This is a genomic window from Streptomyces sp. NPDC014623, from assembly GCF_043088245.1.
In the GTDB taxonomy this organism is placed as follows: Bacteria; Actinomycetota; Actinomycetes; order Streptomycetales; family Streptomycetaceae; genus Streptomyces.
The window spans coordinates 1-23,582 of the sequence record NZ_JBIBZU010000032.1 but is presented as its reverse complement, the minus strand read 5'-3'; the positions used below and the strand labels follow the sequence as shown (position 1 = coordinate 23,582).

The 23,582-nt window shown below is 68.0% G+C and carries 24 protein-coding genes and 5 pseudogenes; 11 read left to right on the top strand and 18 right to left on the bottom strand.

The window, feature by feature from the left end; translation table 11 throughout:
* The first annotated feature begins 193 nt into the window (after nucleotides 1–193).
* Nucleotides 194–1,033, top strand: coding sequence for an IS5 family transposase (locus tag ACF1FZ_RS32850; protein ID WP_033305851.1), 840 nt, complete (start codon nucleotides 194–196; stop codon nucleotides 1,031–1,033).
* Here the strand turns inward: ACF1FZ_RS32850 and ACF1FZ_RS32845 are convergent.
* Nucleotides 1,028–1,426, bottom strand: a complete 399-nt coding sequence (locus ACF1FZ_RS32845) for a hypothetical protein (RefSeq protein ID WP_391777039.1) — start codon at nucleotides 1,424–1,426, stop codon at nucleotides 1,028–1,030. The genes ACF1FZ_RS32850 and ACF1FZ_RS32845 overlap by 6 nt on opposite strands.
* Nucleotides 1,427–1,735: 309 nt before the next feature.
* Between ACF1FZ_RS32845 and ACF1FZ_RS32840 the strand changes: the two genes are divergently transcribed.
* Nucleotides 1,736–2,575 (top strand): IS5 family transposase, encoded by an 840-nt coding sequence (locus ACF1FZ_RS32840; RefSeq protein WP_391777038.1) that lies wholly within the window; start codon nucleotides 1,736–1,738, stop codon nucleotides 2,573–2,575.
* Here ACF1FZ_RS32840 and ACF1FZ_RS32835 read toward each other — a convergent pair.
* Nucleotides 2,570–3,079 (bottom strand): hypothetical protein, encoded by a 510-nt coding sequence (locus tag ACF1FZ_RS32835; protein WP_391777037.1) that lies wholly within the window; start codon nucleotides 3,077–3,079, stop codon nucleotides 2,570–2,572. The genes ACF1FZ_RS32840 and ACF1FZ_RS32835 overlap by 6 nt on opposite strands.
* On the opposite strand from ACF1FZ_RS32835, the pseudogene ACF1FZ_RS32830 reads away from it, so the two are divergent.
* Nucleotides 3,053–3,451 (top strand): annotated as a pseudogene (locus ACF1FZ_RS32830) (transposase); the annotation flags it as partial. The gene ACF1FZ_RS32835 and the pseudogene ACF1FZ_RS32830 overlap by 27 nt on opposite strands.
* A 19-nt stretch (nucleotides 3,452–3,470) precedes the next feature.
* Here ACF1FZ_RS32830 and ACF1FZ_RS32825 read toward each other — a convergent pair.
* The 3 genes from ACF1FZ_RS32825 to ACF1FZ_RS32815 form a co-directional block, all read right to left on the bottom strand.
* Nucleotides 3,471–3,779, bottom strand: a complete 309-nt coding sequence (locus tag ACF1FZ_RS32825; RefSeq protein ID WP_391777036.1) for a hypothetical protein — start codon at nucleotides 3,777–3,779, stop codon at nucleotides 3,471–3,473.
* Nucleotides 3,780–4,099: 320 nt separating this feature from the next.
* Entirely contained in the window at nucleotides 4,100–4,873 is a 774-nt protein-coding gene (locus ACF1FZ_RS32820) for an SDR family oxidoreductase (protein ID WP_391777035.1), read from the bottom strand.
* Nucleotides 4,874–4,926: 53 nt separating this feature from the next.
* Complete coding sequence (locus tag ACF1FZ_RS32815) at nucleotides 4,927–5,331, bottom strand: hypothetical protein (protein ID WP_391777034.1); 405 nt, start codon at nucleotides 5,329–5,331, stop codon at nucleotides 4,927–4,929.
* A 96-nt stretch (nucleotides 5,332–5,427) separates the two neighbouring features.
* On the opposite strand from ACF1FZ_RS32815, the gene ACF1FZ_RS32810 reads away from it, so the two are divergent.
* The 4 genes and pseudogenes from ACF1FZ_RS32810 (at nucleotide 5,428) to ACF1FZ_RS32795 (ending at nucleotide 8,370) form a co-directional block, all read left to right on the top strand.
* Nucleotides 5,428–6,462, top strand: a complete 1,035-nt coding sequence (locus ACF1FZ_RS32810) for a LuxR C-terminal-related transcriptional regulator (RefSeq protein WP_391777033.1) — start codon at nucleotides 5,428–5,430, stop codon at nucleotides 6,460–6,462.
* A 104-nt stretch (nucleotides 6,463–6,566) separates the two neighbouring features.
* Entirely contained in the window at nucleotides 6,567–7,439 is an 873-nt protein-coding gene (locus tag ACF1FZ_RS32805; RefSeq protein WP_391777032.1) for an IS5 family transposase, read from the top strand.
* Nucleotides 7,440–7,452: 13 nt separating this feature from the next.
* Nucleotides 7,453–7,680 (top strand): annotated as a pseudogene (locus ACF1FZ_RS32800) (HNH endonuclease); the annotation flags it as partial.
* A 93-nt stretch (nucleotides 7,681–7,773) separates the two neighbouring features.
* Nucleotides 7,774–8,370: an isochorismatase family protein gene (locus ACF1FZ_RS32795; protein WP_391777031.1), complete on the top strand. Its 597-nt coding sequence runs from the start codon at nucleotides 7,774–7,776 to the stop codon at nucleotides 8,368–8,370.
* 266 nt (nucleotides 8,371–8,636) lie between these two features.
* Here ACF1FZ_RS32795 and ACF1FZ_RS32790 read toward each other — a convergent pair.
* From ACF1FZ_RS32790 to ACF1FZ_RS32780, 3 genes and pseudogenes are all read right to left on the bottom strand, one after another.
* Nucleotides 8,637–9,197 (bottom strand): annotated as a pseudogene (locus ACF1FZ_RS32790) (histidine phosphatase family protein).
* A gap of 232 nt (nucleotides 9,198–9,429) precedes the next feature.
* Entirely contained in the window at nucleotides 9,430–10,638 is a 1,209-nt protein-coding gene (locus ACF1FZ_RS32785; protein ID WP_391777030.1) for an McrC family protein, read from the bottom strand.
* On the bottom strand, nucleotides 10,635–12,821 hold the full coding sequence (locus ACF1FZ_RS32780) for an AAA family ATPase (RefSeq protein WP_391777029.1): 2,187 nt from the start codon (nucleotides 12,819–12,821) through the stop codon (nucleotides 10,635–10,637). Before ACF1FZ_RS32780 ends, ACF1FZ_RS32785 begins: the two co-directional genes overlap by 4 nt.
* Nucleotides 12,822–13,145: 324 nt before the next feature.
* On the opposite strand from ACF1FZ_RS32780, the gene ACF1FZ_RS32775 reads away from it, so the two are divergent.
* Nucleotides 13,146–13,868, top strand: coding sequence for an ATP-binding protein (locus ACF1FZ_RS32775; protein ID WP_391777028.1), 723 nt, complete (start codon nucleotides 13,146–13,148; stop codon nucleotides 13,866–13,868).
* Nucleotides 13,869–13,871: 3 nt separating this feature from the next.
* On the opposite strand, the gene ACF1FZ_RS32770 is transcribed toward ACF1FZ_RS32775, so the two are convergent.
* From ACF1FZ_RS32770 to ACF1FZ_RS32745, 6 genes and pseudogenes are all read right to left on the bottom strand, one after another.
* Nucleotides 13,872–14,699, bottom strand: a complete 828-nt coding sequence (locus ACF1FZ_RS32770; RefSeq protein WP_391777060.1) for a M55 family metallopeptidase — start codon at nucleotides 14,697–14,699, stop codon at nucleotides 13,872–13,874.
* Nucleotides 14,700–14,956: 257 nt separating this feature from the next.
* A pseudogene (locus ACF1FZ_RS32765) lies at nucleotides 14,957–15,864 on the bottom strand (transposase family protein).
* A gap of 509 nt (nucleotides 15,865–16,373) precedes the next feature.
* Nucleotides 16,374–16,835 (bottom strand): hypothetical protein, encoded by a 462-nt coding sequence (locus ACF1FZ_RS32760; RefSeq protein WP_391777027.1) that lies wholly within the window; start codon nucleotides 16,833–16,835, stop codon nucleotides 16,374–16,376.
* A 34-nt stretch (nucleotides 16,836–16,869) separates the two neighbouring features.
* A complete protein-coding gene (locus ACF1FZ_RS32755; protein ID WP_391777026.1) occupies nucleotides 16,870–17,205 on the bottom strand; it encodes a hypothetical protein in 336 nt (111 codons plus the stop codon).
* 225 nt (nucleotides 17,206–17,430) lie between these two features.
* Complete coding sequence (locus ACF1FZ_RS32750) at nucleotides 17,431–18,210, bottom strand: ABC transporter ATP-binding protein (RefSeq protein ID WP_391777025.1); 780 nt, start codon at nucleotides 18,208–18,210, stop codon at nucleotides 17,431–17,433.
* Complete coding sequence (locus ACF1FZ_RS32745) at nucleotides 18,207–19,295, bottom strand: ABC transporter permease (RefSeq protein WP_391777024.1); 1,089 nt, start codon at nucleotides 19,293–19,295, stop codon at nucleotides 18,207–18,209. The genes ACF1FZ_RS32750 and ACF1FZ_RS32745 overlap by 4 nt, the downstream gene beginning before the upstream one ends.
* A gap of 172 nt (nucleotides 19,296–19,467) precedes the next feature.
* Here ACF1FZ_RS32745 and ACF1FZ_RS32740 point away from each other — a divergent pair, with 172 nt between their 5' ends.
* Together ACF1FZ_RS32740 and ACF1FZ_RS32735 are read left to right on the top strand one after the other, a co-directional pair.
* Nucleotides 19,468–20,688 (top strand): sensor histidine kinase, encoded by a 1,221-nt coding sequence (locus ACF1FZ_RS32740; protein ID WP_391777023.1) that lies wholly within the window; start codon nucleotides 19,468–19,470, stop codon nucleotides 20,686–20,688.
* Nucleotides 20,685–21,320, top strand: coding sequence for a response regulator (locus ACF1FZ_RS32735; protein ID WP_391777022.1), 636 nt, complete (start codon nucleotides 20,685–20,687; stop codon nucleotides 21,318–21,320). Before ACF1FZ_RS32740 ends, ACF1FZ_RS32735 begins: the two co-directional genes overlap by 4 nt.
* A gap of 234 nt (nucleotides 21,321–21,554) precedes the next feature.
* On the opposite strand, the gene ACF1FZ_RS32730 is transcribed toward ACF1FZ_RS32735, so the two are convergent.
* A complete protein-coding gene (locus ACF1FZ_RS32730) occupies nucleotides 21,555–21,875 on the bottom strand; it encodes a hypothetical protein (protein ID WP_391777021.1) in 321 nt (106 codons plus the stop codon).
* Between the two features lie 117 nt (nucleotides 21,876–21,992).
* Nucleotides 21,993–22,214: a hypothetical protein gene (locus ACF1FZ_RS32725; RefSeq protein ID WP_391777020.1), complete on the bottom strand. Its 222-nt coding sequence runs from the start codon at nucleotides 22,212–22,214 to the stop codon at nucleotides 21,993–21,995.
* A gap of 196 nt (nucleotides 22,215–22,410) precedes the next feature.
* On the opposite strand from ACF1FZ_RS32725, the gene ACF1FZ_RS32720 reads away from it, so the two are divergent.
* Nucleotides 22,411–22,656, top strand: coding sequence for a hypothetical protein (locus tag ACF1FZ_RS32720; protein ID WP_391777019.1), 246 nt, complete (start codon nucleotides 22,411–22,413; stop codon nucleotides 22,654–22,656).
* Nucleotides 22,657–22,665: 9 nt separating this feature from the next.
* Here ACF1FZ_RS32720 and ACF1FZ_RS32715 read toward each other — a convergent pair whose 3' ends face one another.
* On the bottom strand, nucleotides 22,666–23,247 hold the full coding sequence (locus tag ACF1FZ_RS32715) for a transposase (RefSeq protein WP_391777018.1): 582 nt from the start codon (nucleotides 23,245–23,247) through the stop codon (nucleotides 22,666–22,668).
* Nucleotides 23,133–23,582 (bottom strand): annotated as a pseudogene (locus ACF1FZ_RS32710) (transposase); the annotation flags it as partial. The pseudogene ACF1FZ_RS32710 and the gene ACF1FZ_RS32715, both read right to left, overlap by 115 nt.

Genomic DNA, 23,582 nt, shown 5'->3' with positions numbered 1-23,582 from the left:
TGTTTGACGGTCTTCTGGGTAGCAGGCTGGGCTGGGACTGCTGAGGCCAGGGTCGCTATCCGTGACGTGAGAGGTGGCTGACGCCAATGCCGGGCACGTTTCCGCCCGTTCGCTCCTGTCTGATCCCAAGGCGCCCCCACTCGCTCCCGTTTGCGCCCTGTGGCGGGATGTCGCTCGGCGGAACTATCGAAACATGTCTCGACAGCGGCCGTATCCGAGCGACCTGTCCGATGCCCGATGGGAACTGCTCGAGCCCACGGTGTCGGCCTGGCGGGCCGAGCGGCGAGGGAAGGGCCTGGATATCGGGCGGCCTCCCGAGCACGACCTGCGCCGGATCATGGACGCGGTGTTGTACGTGGACCGGACCGGAATTCCCTGGCGCTACCTTCCCCACGACTTCGCACCGTGGGAAACCGTCTACGGATACTTCGCCGCCTGGCAGAAGGACGGCGTGTTCGACCAGCTCAACGGCCTGCTCCGCCGCCTGGTCCGGGAGGCCGCAGGCCGGGACGCAGAACCGAGCGCATGCGTCCTGGACGCCCAGAGCATCAAGACGTCCGCCAACGTCCCGGCCACCGGCCAGGGCATCGACGCGGGCAAGAAGATCGCGGGCCGCAAGCGCCATATCGGCGTCGACACCCTCGGCCTCCTCCTCGCGGTCTGGGTCACCGCGGCCAGCGTCTCCGACAACGCCGGCGGTATCCACCTGCTCTCGCACATCGCCAAGGCCCACCCCAGAATCACCAAGGCATGGGGCGACAGCGGTTATCGAACCAAGGCCATCGACCACGGCGCCACCCTCGGCATCGACGTCGAAGTCACCCGCCGCGACCCGGACCAGAAGGGCTTCAAGGTCATCCCCCGGCGCTGGGTCGTCGAGCGGACATTCGGCTGGCTCATGAATCACCGCCGCCTCGCCCGCGACTACGAAACCCACCCGCACCGCTCCGAAGCGATGATCCGCCTCGCGATGATCGACCTGATGAGCCGCAGGCTCACACGAGAGTCGACTCCGAACTGGAAGGACTCATAGCCGCCGGGCCACGCTGTCCCGCGCGTCCTCGCCCCTCATAGCCTGCAGCCAGCGGCCATCGATGACACCCGCCATATCCCGACAGGCGCCACAGGCGTTCTCCCGCTCTGGCAGCCACAAGTAATCCGACGGCGACATGCCGGCTACCTGGATTCCGCACAGCGTCCTGTCGAAGATGCCGAAAGCATGGGAGACGTCGGCGGTGAGGCCGTCCGCGACGGCCCGCTCCCAACGCATGTCCACGGGCAAGTACGGCGGCCGCGAGACCTCGAACCACTCGCCACCCACATGGGTGGAGGCGTAGCACCAGGAACAGGACCAGATCTCCTCTTCCCAGACTGTCGGCAGTGTCGGCCATCGCCACATCGCACGTCCACACACATCGCACTCCACGGACGGATCCTCACACGCCTCCGGGCGTGACCCCAATCCGCTGACATTGGGCGACTTACCAAACACCCCGGACGGGATAAAACGCTCTTTAAAAGAGCGTTTTATCCCGTCCGGGGTGTTTGACGGTCTTCTGGGTAGCAGGCTGGGCTGGGACTGCTGAGGCCAGGGTCGCTATCCGTGACGTGAGAGGTGGCTGACGCCAATGCCGGGCACGTTTCCGCCCGTTCGCTCCTGTCTGATCCCAAGGCGCCCCCACTCGCTCCCGTTTGCGCCCTGTGGCGGGATGTCGCTCGGCGGAACTATCGAAACATGTCTCGACAGCGGCCGTATCCGAGCGACCTGTCCGATGCCCGATGGGAACTGCTCGAGCCCACGCTGTCGGCCTGGCGGGCCGAGCGGCGAGGGAAGGGCCTGGATATCGGGCGGCCTCCCGAGCACGACCTGCGCCGGATCATGGACGCGGTGTTGTACGTGGACCGGACCGGAATTCCCTGGCGCTACCTTCCCCACGACTTCGCACCGTGGGAAACCGTCTACGGATACTTCGCCGCCTGGCAGAAGGACGGCGTGTTCGACCAGCTCAACGGCCTGCTCCGCCGCCTGGTCCGGGAGGCCGCAGGCCGGGACGCAGAACCGAGCGCATGCGTCCTGGACGCCCAGAGCATCAAGACGTCCGCCAACGTCCCGGCCACCGGCCAGGGCATCGACGCGGGCAAGAAGATCGCGGGCCGCAAGCGCCATATCGGCGTCGACACCCTCGGCCTCCTCCTCGCGGTCTGGGTCACCGCGGCCAGCGTCTCCGACAACGCCGGCGGTATCCACCTGCTCTCGCACATCGCCAAGGCCCACCCCAGAATCACCAAGGCATGGGGCGACAGCGGTTATCGAACCAAGGCCATCGACCACGGCGCCACCCTCGGCATCGACGTCGAAGTCACCCGCCGCGACCCGGACCAGAAGGGCTTCAAGGTCATCCCCCGGCGCTGGGTCGTCGAGCGGACATTCGGCTGGCTCATGAATCACCGCCGCCTCGCCCGCGACTACGAAACCCACCCGCACCGCTCCGAAGCGATGATCCGCCTCGCGATGATCGACCTGATGAGCCGCAGGCTCACACGAGAGTCGACTCCGAACTGGAAGGACTCATAGCCGCCGGGCCACGCTGTCCCGCGCGTCCTCGCCCCTCATAGCCTGCAGCCAGCGGCCATCGATGACACCCGCCATATCCCGACAGGCGCCACAGGCGTTCTCCCGCTCTGGCAGCCACAAGTAATCCGACGGCGACATGCCGGCTACCTGGATTCCGCACAGCGTCCTGTCGAAGATGCCGAAAGCATGGGAGACGTCGGCGGTGAGGCCGTCCGCGACGGCCCGCTCCCAACGCATGTCCACGGGCAAGTACGGCGGCCGCGAGACCTCGAACCACTCGCCACCCACATGGGTGGAGGCGTAGCACCAGGAACAGGACCAGATCTCCTCTTCCCAGACTGTCGGCAGTGTCGGCCATCGCCACATCGCACGTCCACACACATCGCACTCCACGGACGGATCCTCACACGCCTCCGGGCGTGACCCCAATCCGCTGACATTGGGCGACTTACCAAACACCCCGGACGGGATAAAACGCTCTTTAAGAACCAGCTCTACGGGCACGTCAAGAAGGCCAAGAACCGCTCCAAGTTCCTGGAGTTCTGCCGCTACCTATGCTCGCTGCACCCCGTCGACGTGCGCATCGCCATCGTCTGCGACAACTACTTCCCGCACCTGACCACGAAGCGCTGCCAGCGGGTCGGGACCTGGGCTGCGGCGAACAACGTCGAGATCGCCTACGCCCCGACCAACAGCTCCTGGCTCAACTGGATCGAAGCCCAGTTCACCGCCCTGCGCTACTTCGCCCTTGACGGCACCGACCACCCCAGCCACAAGGCCCAGGGCAGCATGATCCGCCGCTACATCATCTGGCGGAACAAGAACGCCATCGACAAGCGCCTCACTGCCATCGTGAGCAGGTCGAACGCCGCCTGACCCGTACCCGTGGATGGCGTCACCACAGGTGCAGGAAGCTCCGGACATCGTCATATCCGTCGAGAGCCCGACCATCGAGGTCCGACGGGTCCGCCTCGGCACGCACCGCCAGCGCAAGCGCCTCACCGCCCAGCTGCCCGAAGCGTCGAGCGGTGTGTCCCAGGCACAGGCCGGCCAGCCCGAGCAGCGGGCTCCCCAGAACGACCCGTGTTCCGACCTCCATGCACCAGTGCTCGATGAACCCCGCGTCGTCGTCGTTCAACGCGGTCCCGACCAGGACGCTCGCCGCCTCGCCCTCCGCCGAGCGGTCACCCAGGGCCCGCTCCAACGCCTCTACCACCGCCTCGTGAGGCAGTGCGGGAGGTTCTCAAAGCTCAGATGAGAGTGCATCCTGCGAGACTACGTGCCCCACGCGATCCGCACTCGACCGGCAAGACCGAGGCGAACGTTGCCTGATGCGGCACTAGGGACCGTATTGAGTTCCGATCAATGGGTGGCTCGGGTGAGGTCCTTGAGCCAGATCATCGAGGCGCGTAGGTGGAGGCCGGCGAGGTAACTGTCGGGAGACTTGTCATACCGGGTGGTGATGCCACGCCAGGCCTTCATCTTGTTGATCAGCCGCTCGACGGTGTTCCTCTCCTTAGCACGTCAGAGGGCCATGCCTCCCGTTGCGTCGATGACCTGACCGGTTACCCAGCGTGCGTCGTCGGAGGCGAGGAAGGCCACGATGTCGGCCATGTCTTCCGGCCGCCCGATCCGGCCGAGGGCGGCAAGAGACGTCGCTTGCGCCTCGGCATGCGGATCGCCCAGCAGGGTGGCCGCGCTGGCATCGGTGAGGACGGTTCCGGGGGCCACCGAGTTGACCGTGATGCCCCGGGGGCCCAGCTCCTTGGCGAGGGCGAGACTGAAGTTGTCCAGGGCTCCCTTGGTGGCGCCGTAGGCGATCATTCCCGGCGTGGCCAGGCGGGCCACGGAGCTGGAGATGTTGATGATCCGGCCCCCGTCGCGCAGGCGCGGCAGTCCCTGCTGCGTGACGAAGAACGGTGCACGCACGTTCACGGCGAAGACCTTGTCGAAGGCGTCCTCGGTCAACGACTCCAGGGATGCGAAATCCCCGATGCCGACGTTGTTGACGATGATGTCGAGCTTCCCGTCGGGCACGTGCTCCGTGCCCGCTGCGTCGAAGGCGGCCCAGAGGCGGGCCGCGTCGCCGCGTTCGCCCAGCCCCGCCTGGAGTGCGAAGGCCCGTCCTCCGTTCTTGCGGATGTTTTCGACGGTCTCGCTCGCCGCCGTCTCGTCGCGGGCGTAGGTGACGCCGACGGCGGCGCCGTCCTGGGCGAGCCGCTCCGCGATCGCCCGGCCGATGCCCCGGCTGCCGCCGGTGACCAGTGCGACCTTGTCCTCGAGTGCTCTTGCAGACATGGCGGAAGACCGCCTCCCGTTCATCGAATCGTCTCTTGAGTGCTATGGAGCGCCTAGACCAGCGGCTTGTGTTCGGGCCACCACCGCTGGACGGCTTCGGCAGCCGTCGTCGGGCTGACGTTGAAGCAGAGCTTCGCGCCGGGTGCCAGCTCGTGGGTGGTGTTGACCAGCACCTCCAACAGCGGGGTCAGCTCCGGGTCCAGCCGGACGCCGGCGCCGATCAGCACGATGTCGTAGTCCTTGGCGGTCAACGCGGCGCGAAAGACCGCCTCGGCCGTGCGGCCGTAGTCGAGCAGGCAGACATCGACACTGAGGCCGAGCTCCTCGAGCCGAGCCCGGCCCGCGGCCATTCCGGCCCGCACCGCCTCGGCGTCGATTTCAGGGAACGCCGCCCGTGACGAGGGCGCGTCGTCCACCAGCGCTGGATCCAGTCCGACGTTGAGCATGGACGGGGACATGTCGGTGTACCTCCGGTGACCTGGGGTTTCTCGGACCCACGGTAGGCGCCTGGAGGTCGGGCGGCCCTCCCACATTTCTGGGATACCGTGGCAAGGGTGAGTTCCCCGATGGTCCGGCGCGAGACCGTGCGCGACATCGAGGCGATCTGCCGTCTCGACCTCGACTCCCGAATACTGCGCCGCCGGATCGCCGACCGGCTGACACGCCTCATCCCGGCCGACTCCTACTGCTTCAGCACGATCGACCCGATGACGCTGCTGACCGCCGACCAAGTCAGCGCCGGGCTCGTACCGGAGGCGGCCGCGGCCGCCGCGCACAACGAGTACCTGGTGGACGACGTCCTGAAGTTCGCGGCGCTGGCCCGCTCCGAGGTGTCCGCGGGCACGCTCGGTGCGGCCACCGGCGGTGATCCGGAATCCAGCCACCGCTACCGGACCGTGCTGCCGATGATCGACGCACGGCACGAGCTGCGGGCGGGCTTCGTGGTGGACGGCCACTGCTGGGGCGTCGTCGCCCTCTTCCGCGGCGGCCGGCGGCCCGACTTCACCCCGGCCGACGTCGGCGTCCTGCGGCGGCTGTCCGCCCCGGTCGGTGCGGCCCTGCGCCGGGCCGCCCACCGGGCACCCGACGACACCGCTGCGGGCCCGTCCGAGGCCGGAGTGCTCCTGCTCGACCAGGACTTGCGGCTGTTTTCGGAGAACCTGGCCGCGAAACTCTGGCGGGACGAGCTGGGCCCGTCGCAGGCGGAACTGCCGTCCGCGATCCTGGAGGTGGCCGCACGGGGAAGAGGCGCTGAGCTGCCGGCGTACGGACGCATCCGCGGCCGCTCGGGCCGGTGGCTCTCCGTCCAGGCCTCGCCGCTGAGTGGTGGCCCGCACCCGGCGGCCATCGCCGTGACGGTACATCCGGCGCCGGCCGCCGACGTGGCCGAGATACTGCTGCTCGCGTACGGGCTTACACCGCGCGAGCGGGACGTGCTGGCGCGAGTCGTCGCCGGTCTGCCGTCGCGGACCATCGCCGTGGAACTGCACATCACCGCGGCGACCGTGCAGGACCATCTGAAGAGTGTGTTCGCGAAGACCGGTGTCCGCAGCCGCAGCGAACTGGTGGCGACGGTCCTGGGCCTGTGACCGGACGAGTGATTACTGAGTTTTTCGTTAGGGACTGTATCCAGTTGTGATCAATCTGCGGGATTCGACCTCGCGGCACGGCGTGAGCCGGTAGACCTGGTGTCATGACGCAGGTGCAACTGAGCGACGCTGAATGGGAGTTCATCGAGTCCTATCTGCCGATCGGCCGGTTCGGTCCGTATCCCGAGCGGTTGCGGCAGCAGTTCGAGGGGGTGATCTGGGGGTTCAGGACCGGTGGGCAGTGGCGGGAGATGCCGGCTGAGTTCGGTGCCTGGCTCACCGTGCACAACCGCTTTAGGCAGTGGCGCGACGCGGGCGTCTTCCAGGCCCTGCTGGAGGGGCTGATCACGGAGGCGGACCGGCGGGACGAGGTGGACCTGTCCCTGGTCAGTATCGACTCCACCACCGTGCGCGCCCATCAGGACGCGGCCGGCATGCACCTGAGCCCAGACGTCCTCACCGCGCTGGAGAAGGCCGCTTCGCTGGGCCGCTCCCGGGGCGGGCAGACCAGCAAGATCCACCTCGCCGGCGACCGCAGGTGCCGCCCGCTGGTGCTGCTCCTGACCGCCGGGCAGGCCGCCGACAGCTCTCAGTTCATCCCCGTCCTGAACCAGATGCGCGTCCGTCTGCCCGTGGGCCGTCCGCGCACCCGGCCGGACGCCGTGGCGGGCGACAAGGCCTATTCCTCCCGTGCCAACCGCGCCCACCTGCGCAAATGCCGCATCCGTGCGGTCATCCCGGAGAAGAAGGACCAGCTGGCCAACCGCAAGAAGAAGGGCTCCCAGGGCGGTAGGCCCCTCGACTTCGACGCCGAGCTCTGCAAGGAGAGGAACACCGTCGAGCGGCTGATCAACAAGATGAAGGCCTGGCGTGGCATCGCCACCCGGTACGACAAGTCTCCCGACAGCTACCTCGCCGGCCTCCACCTACGCGCCTCGATGATCTGGCTCAAGGACCTCACCCGAGCCACCCATTGATCGGAACTCAATACGGTCCCTAGTCGCGGTGACGGCCCGTACGAACCGGCAAAAGTCCGACCAGGACCCGGCCCAGTGGCTGCCGCCGGCGCCCCAGGCGCAGTGCCGGTACGTGGGGGAGTGGGTAGCCACCAAGCTGCGCTGGCAACTGGCCGCCGATGCCACAGAACTCGAGGCGCTGAAGGTATTCGCCCAGAACCCCTGCAAGGACAGCATCATCGCCTACACCCCCGCCCCGTAGCCACGTCCGTTCCTGGGGTTTCGGAGCTCCACGGCTCCGGTCCCCGGCGCGGACGCTTTCCTGTTTGCTCCGTATGACTGAGAGGTGTGTGTGATGAGCCGAGGCCTGATCGTCGTGGATGTGCAGAACGACTTCTGTGAGGGCGGCAGTGTCGCCGTGGCCGGCGGAGCTGAGATCGCCATGAAAGTGTGCGGCCTGGTCTCACATGCAGCCGAGGCCGGATACGCGTATGCGGCGACGCCGCGGGACCATCACATCGATTCGGGGGACCACTTCTCCGACACCCCTGATTTCAGGACCTCCTGGCCGGTGCACTGCGTGGCCGGTACGCCCGGCTCCGGCTTCCACCCGAACTTCGCTCCCGCGGCGGAAGCCGGAACGGTCGACGCCGTCTTCTACAAGGGTGCTTACGAGGCCGCCTACAGCGGGTTCGAGGGTGCCGACGAGGACGGGCAGAGCATGACAGCGTGGCTGCGGGAACACGGTGTCACCGCGGTGGACGTGGTCGGAATCGCCACCGATCACTGCGTGAAGGCCACTGCCCTGGATGCGGCCGAGGCCGGCTTCGCCACCCGGGTACTGCTGGAGCTGACCGCTGGCGTCAGCCACAACACCATCGAGCACGCCTGCGAAGAATTCCGGCAGGCCGGAGTGGACCTGACGGGCACCCCGGTGGTCGCCGGAGCGTAGAAGCCGACCCTCCCCTCCGGCCCGCGCTCACGGGCCGGACAGGACCCGGTGAACGCTAACGCTGCCTGCAGGCCATCCTCTGGCTGTTCCGTTACCATCGGCCCTGGGGCAGGGTTCCGCCTGCACCACCGGCGAACCGGCCCGCGGAGCGCCGAAGGAACGGTCGCGCGTGCGGTCGGCGGCAGGCCCGGGAGGGAAGAAAAACCCTCCACGTGGCCTCCCCGTTGGCCGAGGCCCGCTGCACCCAGTGCTCTGACCGCACAGGTTCACCGGACTGAGGCGGGCCAGTCGGCGGATAGCGTGTAGTGCCAGCCCGGGCGCCAGGCGGGCGGTGCTTGGAGCAGTTCGTCCAGCGGTGTTCCGGTGAGCAGATGGTCGAGTGCCCATCGGTTGGCCGAGTGGGCGATCACCAGGATTCTGCTGCTGTCCCATCCGGTGGCGAGGTCGTGGAGGAAGGCACGAGTGGCCGTGACGACCTGGCGGTAGCTCTGGCCTCCAGGAAATGGTTCGCCGATGTGCTGGGCTCGTTGGGCGGCGATGAGGTAGACCGGGTGTCCGTTGGGGTCTCCGTAGTTGCACTCACGCAGTCACATGTCCTGGTGGATCGGGGGACGGCAGTCGGGGAACGCGGTCCGGGCTCTCTGGACAGCGCGGTGCAGGTCGGAGGCGAACACGGCCGCGAAGCCGTCGCCGGGTCGGCGTTCGCCCAATTCCCGGGCCTGGTGGCAGCCCAGGTCCGAGAGTCGGCCCGGGAGCCAGCCGGTGACGATGCCAGCTTCGTTGTCCGTGGTGGTGGCGTGCGTCTCGTAGACGATCTCTACTGCCATCAGGGCTCCTGGATGTCCTCGACAAGTCAGGCTGCATGGGCGAGCGGGCGGCCTCCCCAGCGGAGGCCTTTCTCGCTGCGGATACGCGCTCGTTCGCGGCATTGGGCGGCCAGGACCGCGGGGACGGCTTCCCGCCCAAAGCAGATCAAGCCCACGCAACTGGGGGCCAAGCGCAGCGATCGCCGTCCGTCACTGAGGAAGCGGACCCGAAGTGGTACCTATTCAGGCACGTTCATACGAGGGCGGCCGTCGCTGTTCTGGCGGCCAGGGTTGCTATCTGCGCCAGGATTCCGGCGGGGGGCTCGTTCAGGTTCAGGGCGTGGGCGGTGATTGTGACGGGGGAATTGCGGATCACGTGGTCGATGGACGACGTGCCAGGGCTGGTCGCCGCGTAGACGAGGTGACCGTGGTTGATGCCCAGGGCGGTGCAGTAGGCCAGGAGTTGGTAGAGGTGTTCCACCGGCGGGGCCGTGACCTTGAGGAACGTGTACTTCGCGTCCATCACCGAGATCGGGCCGCCCCCGCGGTACAGGACGAGATCAGGGCGGAACGCGGCCCTTCGCGCCTCGTCCAGGCGGTGCACGTCCTGGGGAGCGCAACGGATGCCGTGGCGGGCCAGGGCCTCGCCGACGGTCACTGTCACGAAGCGTTCGAAGACCTTCGGCAGGTCGAGCAGGAAGCCGTCCGCCGGGATCGGGGCGCCGCTCTCCGGCCGTATAGAACGGCCGGACAGAAGCAGTTCCGCCAGCCTGAGGACGGGGACGTAGCGGGCGTTGAGGCGCGTGCGGGTCCAGGGGGGCAGCGGCTCGCCGGGGTGAGGGCGGTGGACGCCGGGGAGGCGGTCCGCGAGGTGGCGGAGGGCCAGGCGCGTCGGATGGGGGACGCCCGGCAGGTGGGCGGCCATGTGCAGCGCGGCCAGCAGGGTGCGGTTCTCGGGAATGTCGGGGGTGTGATCGTCGTACTGGACCGATATCGGCAGCGGCATGCCGGTACGGCGGAGCTGGGCCGTGGTGCGGATGCGGCCTCTGATGAGGGGGAGATCCTCAGTCACCTCGCGGTAGCCGTGCAGAACACCACCCTCCAGCGTGCGGCGGGTGGTGCGGGCCAGCAGGTCGGCCAGGGCGGGAACGAGGTCGTCCGTCGTGGCCGCCGTGACCGGCTCAGGGTGCCAGGGGTCGGGGGAGGAATAGGGGAGGAGGAAGAGCAGATCCCTGATGTCGAGTTTGGGCTGCAGACAGAGATGGATCGTCCCACCGGAACGTGTGCGCAGGCGGATTAAACCCACCTTCTGATTGCCGCGCACGCTCCAGCGCCCACCCGGCACCGGGGTCAGCCGTACAAGATCCGGCACGGCGACCAGGGCCGCCACTTGGTCGTCGGTCAGCTCGTGCGGGGAGCCGGGGCCGGTCTCCCGGACGGTGAGGGTGAGCTCCGGGTTCACGGCCGGACGGCCTGGGAGGGGGAGACGGCCGACCGGTCCGGCGGGGCCAGGGCCTGGGACGGGACCCCTGCCGACGAGTCCGTCGGCCCGACGGCCGCGTGCAGCGATGCAAGGCCGTACTCCGCTTCGACGTCGACGCCCGTGCCGTGGAGCTGATCCTCCAGGAGCGGCAGGATCTGGGTACGCCAGATGAGGTCCAGGCCTCCGGGCCGAGCCACTGCGGGCTTCATCAGGTACGACGGGCCGATAGTACGGTCGGCGTCACCGAGGCGGGAATTGAGCTCGTCCAGGAGTCGGGCGGCGGTGTCCGGAAGGCCGCGGGCGTGCAGCCAACGGGTCAGCAGACCCTGCACCGGTGGCTTCTCGGGAGAGAGCCGGCGGAAGGCGAAGCGGCGGCGCATCGCCGCGTCGACCAGCGCGATCGAGCGGTCGGCGGTGTTCATCGTGCCGATGAGGAAGAGGTTACCGGGGAGATGGAACGGATCGTGCGGGCTGTACTGCACGGTGATGGGTTCCTCGCGGTACTCCAGCAGGAAGTACAGCTCGCCGAAGACCTTGGCCAGGTTGGCTCGGTTAATCTCGTCGATGATCAGGAAGTACGGGTTCGCCGGGTCCTTCCGCGCACGCTCGGCCAGGAGTCTGAAAGGGCCCGGCTGCACCTCGAACACGACCAAGCCGCTGTCGCCCTTCCCCGGGCGGAAGCCCTCGAAGAAGTCTTCGTACGTGTAGGAGGGGTGGAACTGGACCAGCTGTACCCGGTCCGGACCCGCCAGATGTTTGGCGAGCGCACGGGCCACGTGGGTCTTTCCGGTGCCGGGCGGCCCGTGCAGCACCAGTTGGCGCTGGTCCTGGAGCTGTTCGGCGGTCTCCTGCAGCCATTCCAGCGGCATGAGCAGCTCGTTCGCCAGTTCCTGGGTGACCGGCGGGAACTCCAGGGGCGTGGTGACGTCGGCCTCCGCGATGACGTCGGTGACCGCGTCCTCCAGACCTGCACGTTCGGCGAGCTCGGCGGCCACACTGCTGATGTCGTACACCGCCGGCGGCAGCGGCAGCCGCGCCTGGACCTTCTCGGGAAGTTCCGCCCGCACAAGGGGCCGATCGGCGGTGGCCCAGCGCACCGGGCGGCGACGAGCGTTGTCGAGGCCCTCGGAGGGGTCGTACGTCGCCGGGCCCTGGACGGTACCCACGTGCACCTCGTCCGGGGTGACTGTGACGACCAGGTCGCCCGGCTGCATGACGGTCAGGAAGACGTAAAGTTGGTAGGCGGCTGCCCCGCGCAACTGGGCGGTGGCCTCGGGCATGGCCTCGGCGACTGCCTGCCGGACATGCTGCTTGGTGGCTCCGGCGGCGATCTTCGGCGCCTCCCTCCAGGAGAGCGAGCAGTAGCCCTGGCTGAGCCACGCCGGGATGAAGTCGTGCCCGTCCACGTTGTTGCCCCGGACCAGCCAGCCGCGCTGCTCGTGCTGCACGGCGCCCTTGCGCCAGCGGCCGACCCAGGGCTCGTCGTAGAAGTCGACGGGCCGGCCGATCTGGACCTCGAGCGTCCTGCTGAGCGTCAGCAGGTCCTTGTCGTCGTTGCCGGTGGGGTCAGGGAGCTCGTCCGCGAACGCCTTGAGGATCTCGTGTTTGTGGTGGGCACTGGCGATGGGCTGGAAGTCGTCCGGGAAGAGCGTGAAGAGCAGTACATGGATCTGGGCGCGGCCCTTCTTGTGGCCGACCGCGTCCTGGATGCTGAAACAGAGGGCCCGGAATCGCCAGGGGTCGGAGAGCAGTTCCTCCCGCTCCGAGTGATCTGTCTTGGCCAGTCGCTCCACGAGGAGGACCAGGATCTGGAACTGTGCCCAACGGTAGTTGAGGAACCCCTGCCCGCCGTGGAGGAAGCCCTTCAGGGCGGGCTCCATCTCCAGGTGCACGTCCATACGGCGGTCGGCCCAGGACAGTACCTCGCGGAGGATTTCAAGCTTCTTTGGAAGACCGATCTGTTCGGGGACCAGTGGGGCCATGTTCACGAAGAGCAGTTCGGCAGCCAGGACGATCGTTTCGTCGGGGGCACCGGTGAGCTGCCGACGCAGCTTGACGAGGAAGGTGTCCGACGACTCGTCGGGCCGGTCGACGAAGCGGGCGCGCAGATCGGAGGCGGTCGCGTCGGTCCAGGCGGCCAGGTCCGGCTGGAACGCGGACATCCCGCTCCGCAATCCGCCACGGAAGACCCGTTGCACCACCGCCGCGACCTCAGCACCGTCCGGCCGTCTCGCCACAGTTCCACCCGCCCCTCGTGTGTCACGAAGTGCCCACCCTAGTGCTGTGGCCGGATATGTTCACCGGGTCGGGAGTGGCGGGGTACCGGACAAGTGAAGCTTCCCCTTGATCGTGGACACCTGGAGACTGGGATCTTGAGGTTCCAGAGGAAGTAGCACCAGGTGGGAAGCAAGTACACGAAGGGCACTGTCACGTTGGCTGACTGGGTGGGATGATCTTCTGGTTGGTCGTGCTGGGAGGGGTCGGCCGTGGGCAGTACGTCACCCTCTTACAAGGGTCACCGGTATCCGGTCGAGGTGATCTCCCATTGCGTGTGGCTGTACTTCCGCTTTCCGCTGGCGTTTCGCGAGGTGGAGGAGCCGATGCTCGAGCGCGGTGTCGTCGTCTCCCATGAGACCGTCCGCCGCTGGTGTGCCAAGTTCGGGCAGGCCTACACTGACTCCCTGCACCGCAGGCGTCCCCGGCCCGGTGACAAGTGGCACCTCGACGAGGTCTTCATCAAGATCAACGGCGAGCAGAAGTACCTGTGGCGGGCCGTCGACAAGTCCCACATGCTCATCGCTCTGGGCACCGAGGCCGCCATGAAGGGCTACCGCGTCCGCTACACGCTGGCCACGAAACTGGTCAACGAACTGGTCGAGGCCGCAGACGAGAAGCAGCTCAACAAGGCCATTGCCCGCTACGGCCGCGTCGGTTTTCTCTGCATCGACCAGCTCGGCTACATGGAACTCGACCGGCACGGAGCCGAGCTCCTCTTCCAGGTGCTGACCGAACGCGAGGAGAAGAACAACGTCGCCATCGCCTCCAACGAGTCCTTCGGCGGCTGGACCAAGACGTTCACGGATCCTCGCCTCTGCGCGGCCATCGTCGACCGCTTGACCTTCAACGGAACGATCATCGAGACCGGCACAGATTCCTACCGCCTTGCCAGCACCCGAGCACGAGCCGAAGAGCCGTCCAAAGCCGGTTGAACCCTAGCCAGGTTTGATGGTGGCGAGCTGCGCGAGTAGCAGGACCAGCCGGTAGGCGTCGGCAAAGTCGGCGGCGGTCGACGTGACTGTCCGGCCACCTTCACCGCGTGAGACACCTGGTACGAGGGTTGCCAGGTCGACCATGAACGGCGCGGAAAGGTCGACCTCGACATCAAGCGGTCCGGCAAGGGAAAACGGTGAAACCTGGGCGCGCCGGGTGATGGCTTCGGCGGCCGCCTGGCGCAGTCGCTCCCGAGCTTCTTCGGGGTGCAGGGCGATGGCAGCGCCCTGACCGAGGGCTTGCTTGACCGCGACGGTGACGGCGGAGGGGACCAGATCTTGCAGTTCGGCGCAGGCGCTGTCGTCGCCGCTGAGCAGCACGACCGGTACGTCCAGATGTCCGGCCATGGCGGCGTTGAGGCCGATCTCGCCCATGGAACGTCCGGCCACGCGCACGTCCAGGATGCCGTCGTTCATCGTGTGTGCCGGCACGGCCGGTCCGCCACCGGCGCGGGCGTGGTAACCGACGAGCAGGACCGCGTCGGTCTGTTCGTCGAGTCCGCCGAGCATGCCCAGGGGCCGCGGCTTGCCACGGACCAAGTGCGCCCGGCGGTCGAGTCCCTCAGGCAGCAGGTTGCGGAAAGGACCGTGCGCGTCGGCGACCCACACCTCGGCCGTGGGTTCGCCGTCCAGGACACCGGCGATCACGGCGTTCGCCTCGGCCGTCATCAACGCCCGGCCACGCGCGTAGTCGTAACCATCCGGGTTCGTCTCGGTGGGATGCACGATCCCCGAGACGCCCTCCATGTCAACAGAGATCAATATTTTCATAACTTTAGAACCTATATGCTCTGTGCACCTGGCCGACATGAATCCCTGTTTTGTCGGCCAGGCCGTCCCCATGCGTTGACGCTATTCCTCGGGTTCTGGTTCAGCTTCCAAGGACGTGCAGAGCATTAACTTGCGTGTTGTAGCCCTTGACGCCGCTGCTCAAGCAGGGTGTTCGACAGCAAGTTGTTTACCGACACGCCCTAACGAGTTGGTGCGTGATAGCGGGTGAGGCGTGTTTGGCCTGGTCGGGGTTGTTGTCAGATGTCGGTGGTGCGGTCGGAGAGGAGGCCGGTGATGGCGCGGTAGGTGTCGGGGAGGTGGTCGTGGCGGTGGGTCCAGCGCGCCAGTTGTTTCCAGCGTTTGTGGTCGGCGAGGGCGTGTTCGGCGGTGGTGCGGAGTGGCCGTGGCGGTCGCGTTTCCACTGTTCGACTCTGCCGGGCAGCGCTCCCGGCCGCGGCTTCCTGGGCGGGGTGATGGCTTGGCCGCGGTGATCGTGGCTCAGGCCCAGGTAGCCGTCGTCCAGGAGGACCTCGACGTCGGGGAGGTGCTGGAGGCAGAGGGCGATGCCCTCGTTGCGGGCCGCCTTGGCGCCGTGCATGCGTCCAGGCCGCGGGGCACCGGTCCACAACGTGCGGCCACGGTGGTCGGCAATCACGGTGGCCTTCACGGTGTTCTGCTTCTTCCTGCCCGACACGAACGCACGGCGACCACCACGTCCGGCCGACGGCCTGCAGACCCGGATCTCGGTGGCGTCCAGCCACAGCTCGACGCCCTCGGCCCGGGCACAGGCGAACACGTCCCCCAGCGTCCGACGACGCAAGCCAGGGGTGTCGGGAACCGCGCACCCCCGCCCGGCCAGAAGCCGACGTGTCTCCCCGATCGCGCGGGTGATGGTGGAGCGGCCGACGCCGAACAACAGCCCGAGCACCGAGTGCGGCAGATCATGGCGCGGATGGATCAGCGTGGCCGCCAACCGGTCCACGAACACCAGCCGGTGGTGGGCGCCGGCACCTTTGGCCCGCTTCCTGGCCCCGCCTCGCGCGGCATGGCGGCGGCCCTCGACACCGGCCCGCCACGGCACCACCAACTCCTGGACCAGACAAGCGAGATATCGGCGCGAGATCCCCGTGAACAGCCGATGCGCCAGAACTACCCGATTGACCATGATCGCCACAATCGGATCATGTCACCGGTTTGACACGACGCTCCACCCGCTATCACGCACCAACTCATAAGTCCGACCCGGAGGCTGCCGAGCTGGTGCTTCAGGCCGCGAAGGACACCGGGAAGCTGTCTGCCGCATCGCTGCGGGCAGCGGATGAAGAGCTCGGGCCGCTGCCCGCGCTCCCTGCGCAGAAGCAGGCGGTCACCGCTGCGGCGGCCTCACCACGGGCCCTTGGTCGGTAGGATCTTGATGATCTGTACAAAACTCTTGCGCTCAAAACTGTCGAGCGGGCAATCCAGCAGGACCCGGCGGCGGTCATGCGCCAGGCCGAGGCGATGGAGACTGAGATCAATCGGTTGCACCGACTTCTCGATGCGGCCAGGAAGGCAGCCACAAAGGCTCTCCCGTAGCGGTGGTCCAGACACAAAAAAACGGCCCCCGTCGCCCGGATTGGACCGGGTGACGGGGGCCGTCTTCGTGCGTTAGCTGGTGCCTCGGTCGAATCCGCGTTACCGCGACGAGGCGGCGTGGCCGTGGGTGTCTTGCGGGGTTCCTCCTGTGGGTCGGCGCTTCGCCTTCAGCTCGGCCTCGAAGAGGTGATCGCGGCCCTGTGCCAGCTCTTGGACCAGGCGGCGCTCGATGTCGGTGAAGGGGTGGTAGTAGGTCTGGTTGTAGGCCTCGATGATCTGGAAGGTCCAGTGACCGGGGATGACATTGCGCCCGAGCAGGTCTCCCTCGACGATGTCGGCTTCTTCCTTGTGGCCGGCCTCGCGCAGCAGGCGTACGGCGTCCTCGATCTGAAAATCAGCGGTGCCGGTCAGCTGGTGGAACTCATACAAGGCGCCACGGGCTCGCTCGGTCGTCTCCAGGGCCTTCGACAGGGCGCCCAGCGCTTCTACGGTCTTGTCGCTCACGCCTTCGGGGCGCTGATGCGCGGTGTCTGGGGTGCTGGTGTTCTGTTCGTCGCTCACGTACCCACGCTTGCCCCGGACACCTTGCCTTCTATCAGCTGCCCATCGTGCGGACGGCGTCGGCCAGGAGCGCTACGGCGTCGGTCTCGTACGGGGCGGTGTGCAGCTGGTGGTCGCTGACGTTGAACGGTGTTGGCCGGGCAGAAACCCTGAAGCCTGGGCGGACTGCGGTCTCCTGCCCCTTCAGCGCGGCGTCGATCCGGTCGGCGTCCCAGGAGGCGTGCCGGGCTTGGGTGTACGGGCCGAGCCGGAGCAGGGTGTAGCCCTGGCAGGGGTCGACCCGGCGGGCTTCCACGTAGACGGCGTAGTGCGCGGGTGGCATGTCGACATCGTCGGGAAGGTCCAGCCCCGCCGCAGTGTGGGTGAGCATCGCGTAGGACGGGTGCCAGAGACCGAGAATCTAGGCGGTCGCGCAACGCGGCCAACCGAGCTACTGGGAGGGCCGTAGGGGGCGTACAGGCCGCCGGGGTGCTTAGAGGGTGATGACGATGATGGCGGGGTTATGAACAGGTCGCATGTCTCAGACCCCTCCTGTCTCACCAGCACCGAGGTGGAACAGGAGGGTGATCCACTGCCCCCCAAAGGGGGGACAGTCTCAGGGACTGCCCAGAACCGTTGCCCCTTCATGACCTTCAAGCCCCGGCGCGTGGAGGTTGAGGTCGGGCGTTGTGAAGCCGACGACTGCTTCCTTACAGCGAGCCGTGGCCGGGAGGCGCAGGCGTCCGTCGTGAACTTCGGCGATCTGGTCGACGGCGGTGAGGTGGGCGCGGTCGTGGGTGACGAGGACGGTGGCGGTGGCCTGCTGGTGGGTGAGGCGCGTGATGAGGTCGAGGACGGCGGCGCCGCGTTCGTGATCGAGGGCGCTGGTGGGTTCGTCGACCAGGAGGACGGTGGGGTCGTTCATCAGGGCACGGGCGATGTTGACGCGCTGGCGCTGGCCGCCGGAGAGCTGGTGGGGGCGGCGGCCGGCCTGGTCGGCGAGGCCGACGGCGTCGAGGAGTTCCATCGCACGGTCGCGTGCGGTGCGGGGTTCGCGGCCGTCGATCTGGGCCATGACCTGCAGTTGTTCGGCGGCGGTGAGGGAGGGCAGCAGGTTGGGCTGCTGGAAGACGATACCGATCTTGTGGCGGCGCAGTTCCGTCAGTTCGCCGCGGCTGAGACCGGCGGTGCTCTGGCCGTCGATGGTGACGGTGCCGGTGTCGGGGGTGATCAGGGTGGCGGCGACCGTGAGGAGGCTGGACTTGCCCGACCCGGAGGGGCCCACCACGGCGCTCAGGCTGCCTTTGGGGACCTCCAGGCTGACCTGGTCGAGAGCGGTCAGGCGGGTGTCGCCGTCGGGGTAGGTGAGGGTGATGTCGGTCAGGTTCAGACTCATCGGACGCTCCCGAGGGCGGTCAGCGGGTCGACGGAGGTGATACGGCGGATGGACAGGGCGGCGCCGAGCGCGCCGAGGACGATGATCACGACGGCCGGGACCAGGACGCTGGCGGGAGTCAGGAGGAACGGCACAGCGGAGCCGGACACCAGGGCGCCGAGGGCGGCGGCGATGCCGGTGCCGATCAAGGTGCCGCCGACGAGCAGGACGACGGCCTGGCCGAGGGCGTCCTTGAGCAGATTGGCGGTGGAGGCGCCCAGCGCCTTGAGGACGGCGACGTCGCCGCTGCGCTGGATGGTCCAGACGGTGAAGAAGGCACCGATGACGAGGGCGGAGATGGCGAACAGGAAGCCGTGCATCAGCTGCAGGGACCCGTTTTCGGAGGTGTAGGAGCCGATCGCGGACAGCGAGTCGTCGGTGGTGACCGTCCTGGTGCCGGCCTGCTGGTCGGTGGCGGCCGTGTCGGCCTTCGAGGTGGTGTTCAGGGCGATGACGGTCGCGGTCGTTCCACGGTCGGTGCCGGTGGGCGGCGCGGTCTTCTGCCAGGTGTCCAGACTGGTCCAGATCACCGGCGTGTGGCTGAAGTGGGCGTCGCCCTGGACGGCGGCCGCCTTGAGCCGCTGGCCTGCCAGGGTGAGGGAGTCGCCGGGCTTCACACCGAGGTCGTCGGCCGCCGTGGTGGACAGCACCACCGTGCTGCCGGTGATCTTGTCGCTGTCCGGGGAGAGGCGGGAGCCGGGCTCGACGCCGAAGGCCGAGACCCCGGTGCTCTTGTCCCCCGCGGTGGCCTTGGTGGTGGTGATCCCCAGAGGTTCGGCGCTTTCGACACCGGGTGCCTTGGACCACTGCTGCCACTGCTGCTGGGTGACGGTGGAGTTGGAGTACGACGGATCCTGCCCGCCGCCGGGCGCCTGGAAGGCGATCTTGTCGGCAGGCAGGCCGGTGATCGCGGAGATGTTCTGCTGGCCCAGTCCGGCCGTCAGCCCGGACAACAGCCCGACCAGCAAGGTGATGAGCACGATGACGGTTCCCATCAGGGCGAAGCGCCCCTTGGCGAATTTCAGGTCCCTCCAGGCGACGAACACGGCCTTGGACTGTCCTTTCCAGCGGCGGAATCGGTATGACTCCACCGTCGCCACCGGCCCCCTGTACGCGCGTCTGGCGCAGGATGGCACCTGGCGGGCCGAAAGGCGGCACGCGGGTTCTAACTTTCGATGGAAGCCCCGGAGCTGCAGCCTCCGTAACCTGGGAGGCACTGTGAAGACCGCTGCTCCCGCCCTGACTCCGACCACCCGGGCCCTGACCTGGTGCCTGCACCTGCTGGTGATCGGCCTGCTCACGCTGGCCGCCGGCCGGGCCGTGACCGGCGGCCAGCCCCACGCCGGTTGGATCATCGCCGCGTCGGCCGCGTGCGGCCTGATGTACGCGGCCGGGCCCGTACTGCCGGTCATACGGCGCTCGCGACGCGCCGCCGCACTGTGGCTGGCCGCCGTGGGCGCTGGCTGGCTGGTGCTGCTCGCACTGTCCCCCGACGCCGTGTGGGTGGCCTTCCCTCTGTACTTCCTCCAGCTGCACCTGCTGCCCCGCCGCGCCGGACTGGCAGCCGTGGCCGCCACCACCGCCGCGGCCATCGCGGGCTTCGCCGCCCACCAGCATTCCTTCCACCCCGCCATGGCCATCGGCCCCGCCCTCGGCGCCGCCGTCGCGGTCGCGGTGGTGTGGGGGTATCAGGCCCTGTACCGGGAGAGCGAACACCGCCGCAGGCTGATCGAGGAACTCACCGCCACCCGCGCCGACCTGGCCGCCGCCCAGCACACCGCCGGCGTGCTCGCCGAACGCGACCGCCTGGCCCGCGAGATCCACGACACCCTCGCCCAGGGCCTGACCAGCATCCAGCTGCTGCTGCGCGCCGCCGAACGCACCCTGCCCCAGACCCCGCAGAACGCCGCCCGCTACGTCGACCAGGCACGGCAGGCCGCCGTCGACAACCTCGCCGAAGCCCGCCGCTTCGTCGCCGCCCTCACCCCTCCCACCCTGGAAGGCACCACCCTGGCCGACGCCCTGGAACGCCTGTGCACCACCACCTCAGCCCGTCACCGCCTCATCGCACGCTTCCACCTCACCGGGGAGCCCGCCCCGCTCGCCACCCCGCACGAGGTCGCGCTGCTGCGCATCGCCCAGTCCGCACTTGCCAACACCGTCCGCCACGCCGAAGCCGCCACCGCTGACGTCACGCTCAGCTACCTCGGTGACCACGTCGCTCTCGGCATCGTCGACGACGGACGCGGCTTCGACCCCCAGTGCCTGCCCGCCCCTGACCCCGAGACCGGCGGATTCGGTCTGGCCACCATGCGCGCCCGCGCCCAGGCTCTCGGCGGCACCCTCACCGTCGAATCCACCCCCGGCCACGGCACCGCCCTGGCCGCCCAGCTGCCCCTCACCCCGCCAGCCGAGAGCGAACCCGAGGCCCGCCCGTGACCGACACCCCCATCCGCCTGCTCCTGGCCGACGACCACCCCGTCGTACGGGCCGGACTGCGCGCCGTGCTGGAAACCGAGCCCGGCCTCGTCGTCACGGCCGAAGCCGCCACCGCCGAGGACGCCGTCACCCGCGCCGCCGAGGGCGGCATCGACGTCGTGCTGATGGACCTGCAGTTCGGCAAGGGCATGAGCGGCGCCGAAGCCACCGCCCAGATCACCGCCCGCCCCGGAGCCCCCCGCGTGCTGATCGTCACCACCTACGACTCCGACGCCGACACCCTGCCCGCCATCGAAGCCGGCGCCACCGGCTACCTCCTCAAAGACGCCCCGCCCGAGAACCTGGCCGCCGCCGTTCGCACCGCGGCCGCCGGGCGCACCACACTGGCGCCCACCGTCGCCGACCGGCTGATGAACCGGCTCCGCACACCAGGAACCACCCTCACCCGGCGCGAGAACGAAGTCCTCACCCTGGTCGCCGACGGCCTGTCCAACCACGCCATCGGCGACCGCCTTCACCTGACCGAAGGCACCGTCAAGTCCCACCTCGCCCGCATCTACACCAAACTCGACGTCGACTCCCGCACCGCCGCCGTCGCCACCGCCACCGACCTCGGCCTCATCCGCCGCTGACCCGAACGCACACGGACATCCGGAGCCGCCGCGAAGCACATGCCGTACCGAGCAGGGCACCGCGACGGACAGCCGTTCTCACAAACGACGACGCCCCTCGAAGGACGGGTCGCCCCGATCTCCTGGATGAGTGGCACAGCTACATCGGGCTGCGCTTCGACTGCACGGCGTGCCGCCGCCTTGTTCACCTTCTTCGCCGCCTCCTTCAGAGACGCGAGGGCGTTCTGCAGTCGCTCAATGTCCTTCCCCTCGAGGGGTCGTCGTTGCTATCGCTGGGCTTCCGCCCCGACTCCCCATTTTGGGGAGCCCGCCGAGCGAGCTGATGTCCGGTACACCGTCGCCCTTTTCTTCGGCATCGGCCTTCTCCTCCGGAGTGTCCAGGAGCTCGCGGACGCGACGGCCGACGTCGGCGGGCTTTGCGTCCTTCGGGAGGAAGCCGAGGTCGCCCACCATCTTCTCTACGAGCTCCCCTGTGACGCGGGGGCGGCATCGGGCGATGGTGTCGTAGACCGTGATCACAACCTTGTCGTTCGTCTGCCGGCTCAACTCGGTCATCGCACGGACGTGGGACTTAGGCAGCTTATGCCGGAGGTTGGCGGGAGCTTCACCGACGCGCCATTCGTCGATGAGCCGGTAGAGCTGGGATTCGGGGACTTCCCAGTTGTCCCAGACTCAGGCCGCGTAGTTGGGGTTCTCCTCACGGTGCAGCTTGGCCACGCTCATGGTCTCGAACGGCTTGCCTGCGATCCGGAAGGCGTTGCGGAGGTTGTCGACCCCGGCCTTGCAGGCTTCGAGGTCCGCACGCTCCTGGTGGGACAGCTCGTCTTCGCTGTGAGGCTGGTACGGCGCGGGCATCAAGGTGAGGGAGGTGACGGGCAGTGGCTTGACCACCACGCTCGCCGCACCGGCCGCTGCCGCAAGACCTCCGCCAAAGAGGCCGTGGCTGCATGGGTGAAAACGGGCTCTGGTCCACTTCTTGTGAGGGCTCACGGACAGTGATGTCGGTGGTGTGTGGTGGGATGGCCGGACTCTGCCGTTGATCCGCTGGGAGGCCCTCGTGAAGTCCTCGTACCCGTCCCTGACTCGTGCCTTGGCCGAGGCTTTGGTCGATGTCCTGTGGTTCATCGACGGTAGCGAGGACGAGCAGATGGATCAGGACGACGCGGTCAAGGTCATGGAGGGTGTGGGCCACGTGGTCAGCAGGCTGCCGAGTGATCAGCGGCAGGAGCTGATCGAGCTGGTCGGGGAGATGGCAGCCGCCGAGAACAACCTAGCTCGCCGCGAGTTCCTGGAAGCGTTCCCGGAGGGCTTCGGGGTGATCGACGATGTGTCCTGAGCAGCTCTTTCAGGAGTAGAGCAGGACGCGCTCGCGGAGGAGTTCGAAGCCGGCGCGGCCGAACATCTGGCGCTTCAGTATCTTGATCCGGTTGACATGACCCTCGACGACTCCGGAATTCCACGGTTGCGAGAGTCCGGCGGTGACGGCGTCGAGGTCGCGCTCCAGGTGCCGGGCGAAACGCTGCAGGCTCGGCAGGTCGGTGGTGGTCGCGGCTTCGATCCATGCTGGCAGCTGGTGGCCCTGCAACTGGGTGAGCATGTGGGCGAAGGAGCGGATGTGTCCGGCGAGTGCGTCCAGTTCGGGGCAGTTGGCCAGTACATCCTTGAGCTGGATCCGGTCTCTCTCGGTCAATGCTTCGGGACGGGTGAGGATCCAACGGGTGACGGCTCGGGCGGATGGCGGGCGGGGACCGACTGGCTGGGGTTTGCTGCGTAGGTTCCGGCTGGGCCTTGACCCCGAATCCTGAACATGGGTTATGCGGCTTGTGTCAGCGTAGTTGGTGTGCGGTGGGGGGTGTTCTCGAAGGCGATCGGTGATTGTTGTCCGAGGCGGGAGTGTCGGCGTCGGGTGTTGTAGCGGTTCAGCCATCGGAGGGCGTCGAGTCGGGCCTCGCGCTCGGTTGGCCAGCTCTTTCGTTCTTTGCAGGGTCTCGCGTTTGAAGGTCGTGTTGAAGGACTCGGCCAGTGCGTTGTCCGCGCTGGACCCGGCCGCGCTCATGTTTCGCCGAATCCCTGCTGACCTGCATGCTTGAGTGAAGGATCTGCTTGTGTACTGGGCTCCGTGGTCGGTGTGCATGATCGATCCGGCGAGGGTGCCGCGGGTGCGGACCGCCGCGGCCAGGGCGTCGGTGACGAGGTCCGCGCGCATGTGGTCGGCGATCGCCCAGCCGGCCAGACGGCGTGAGGCGAGGTCGATGACGGTCG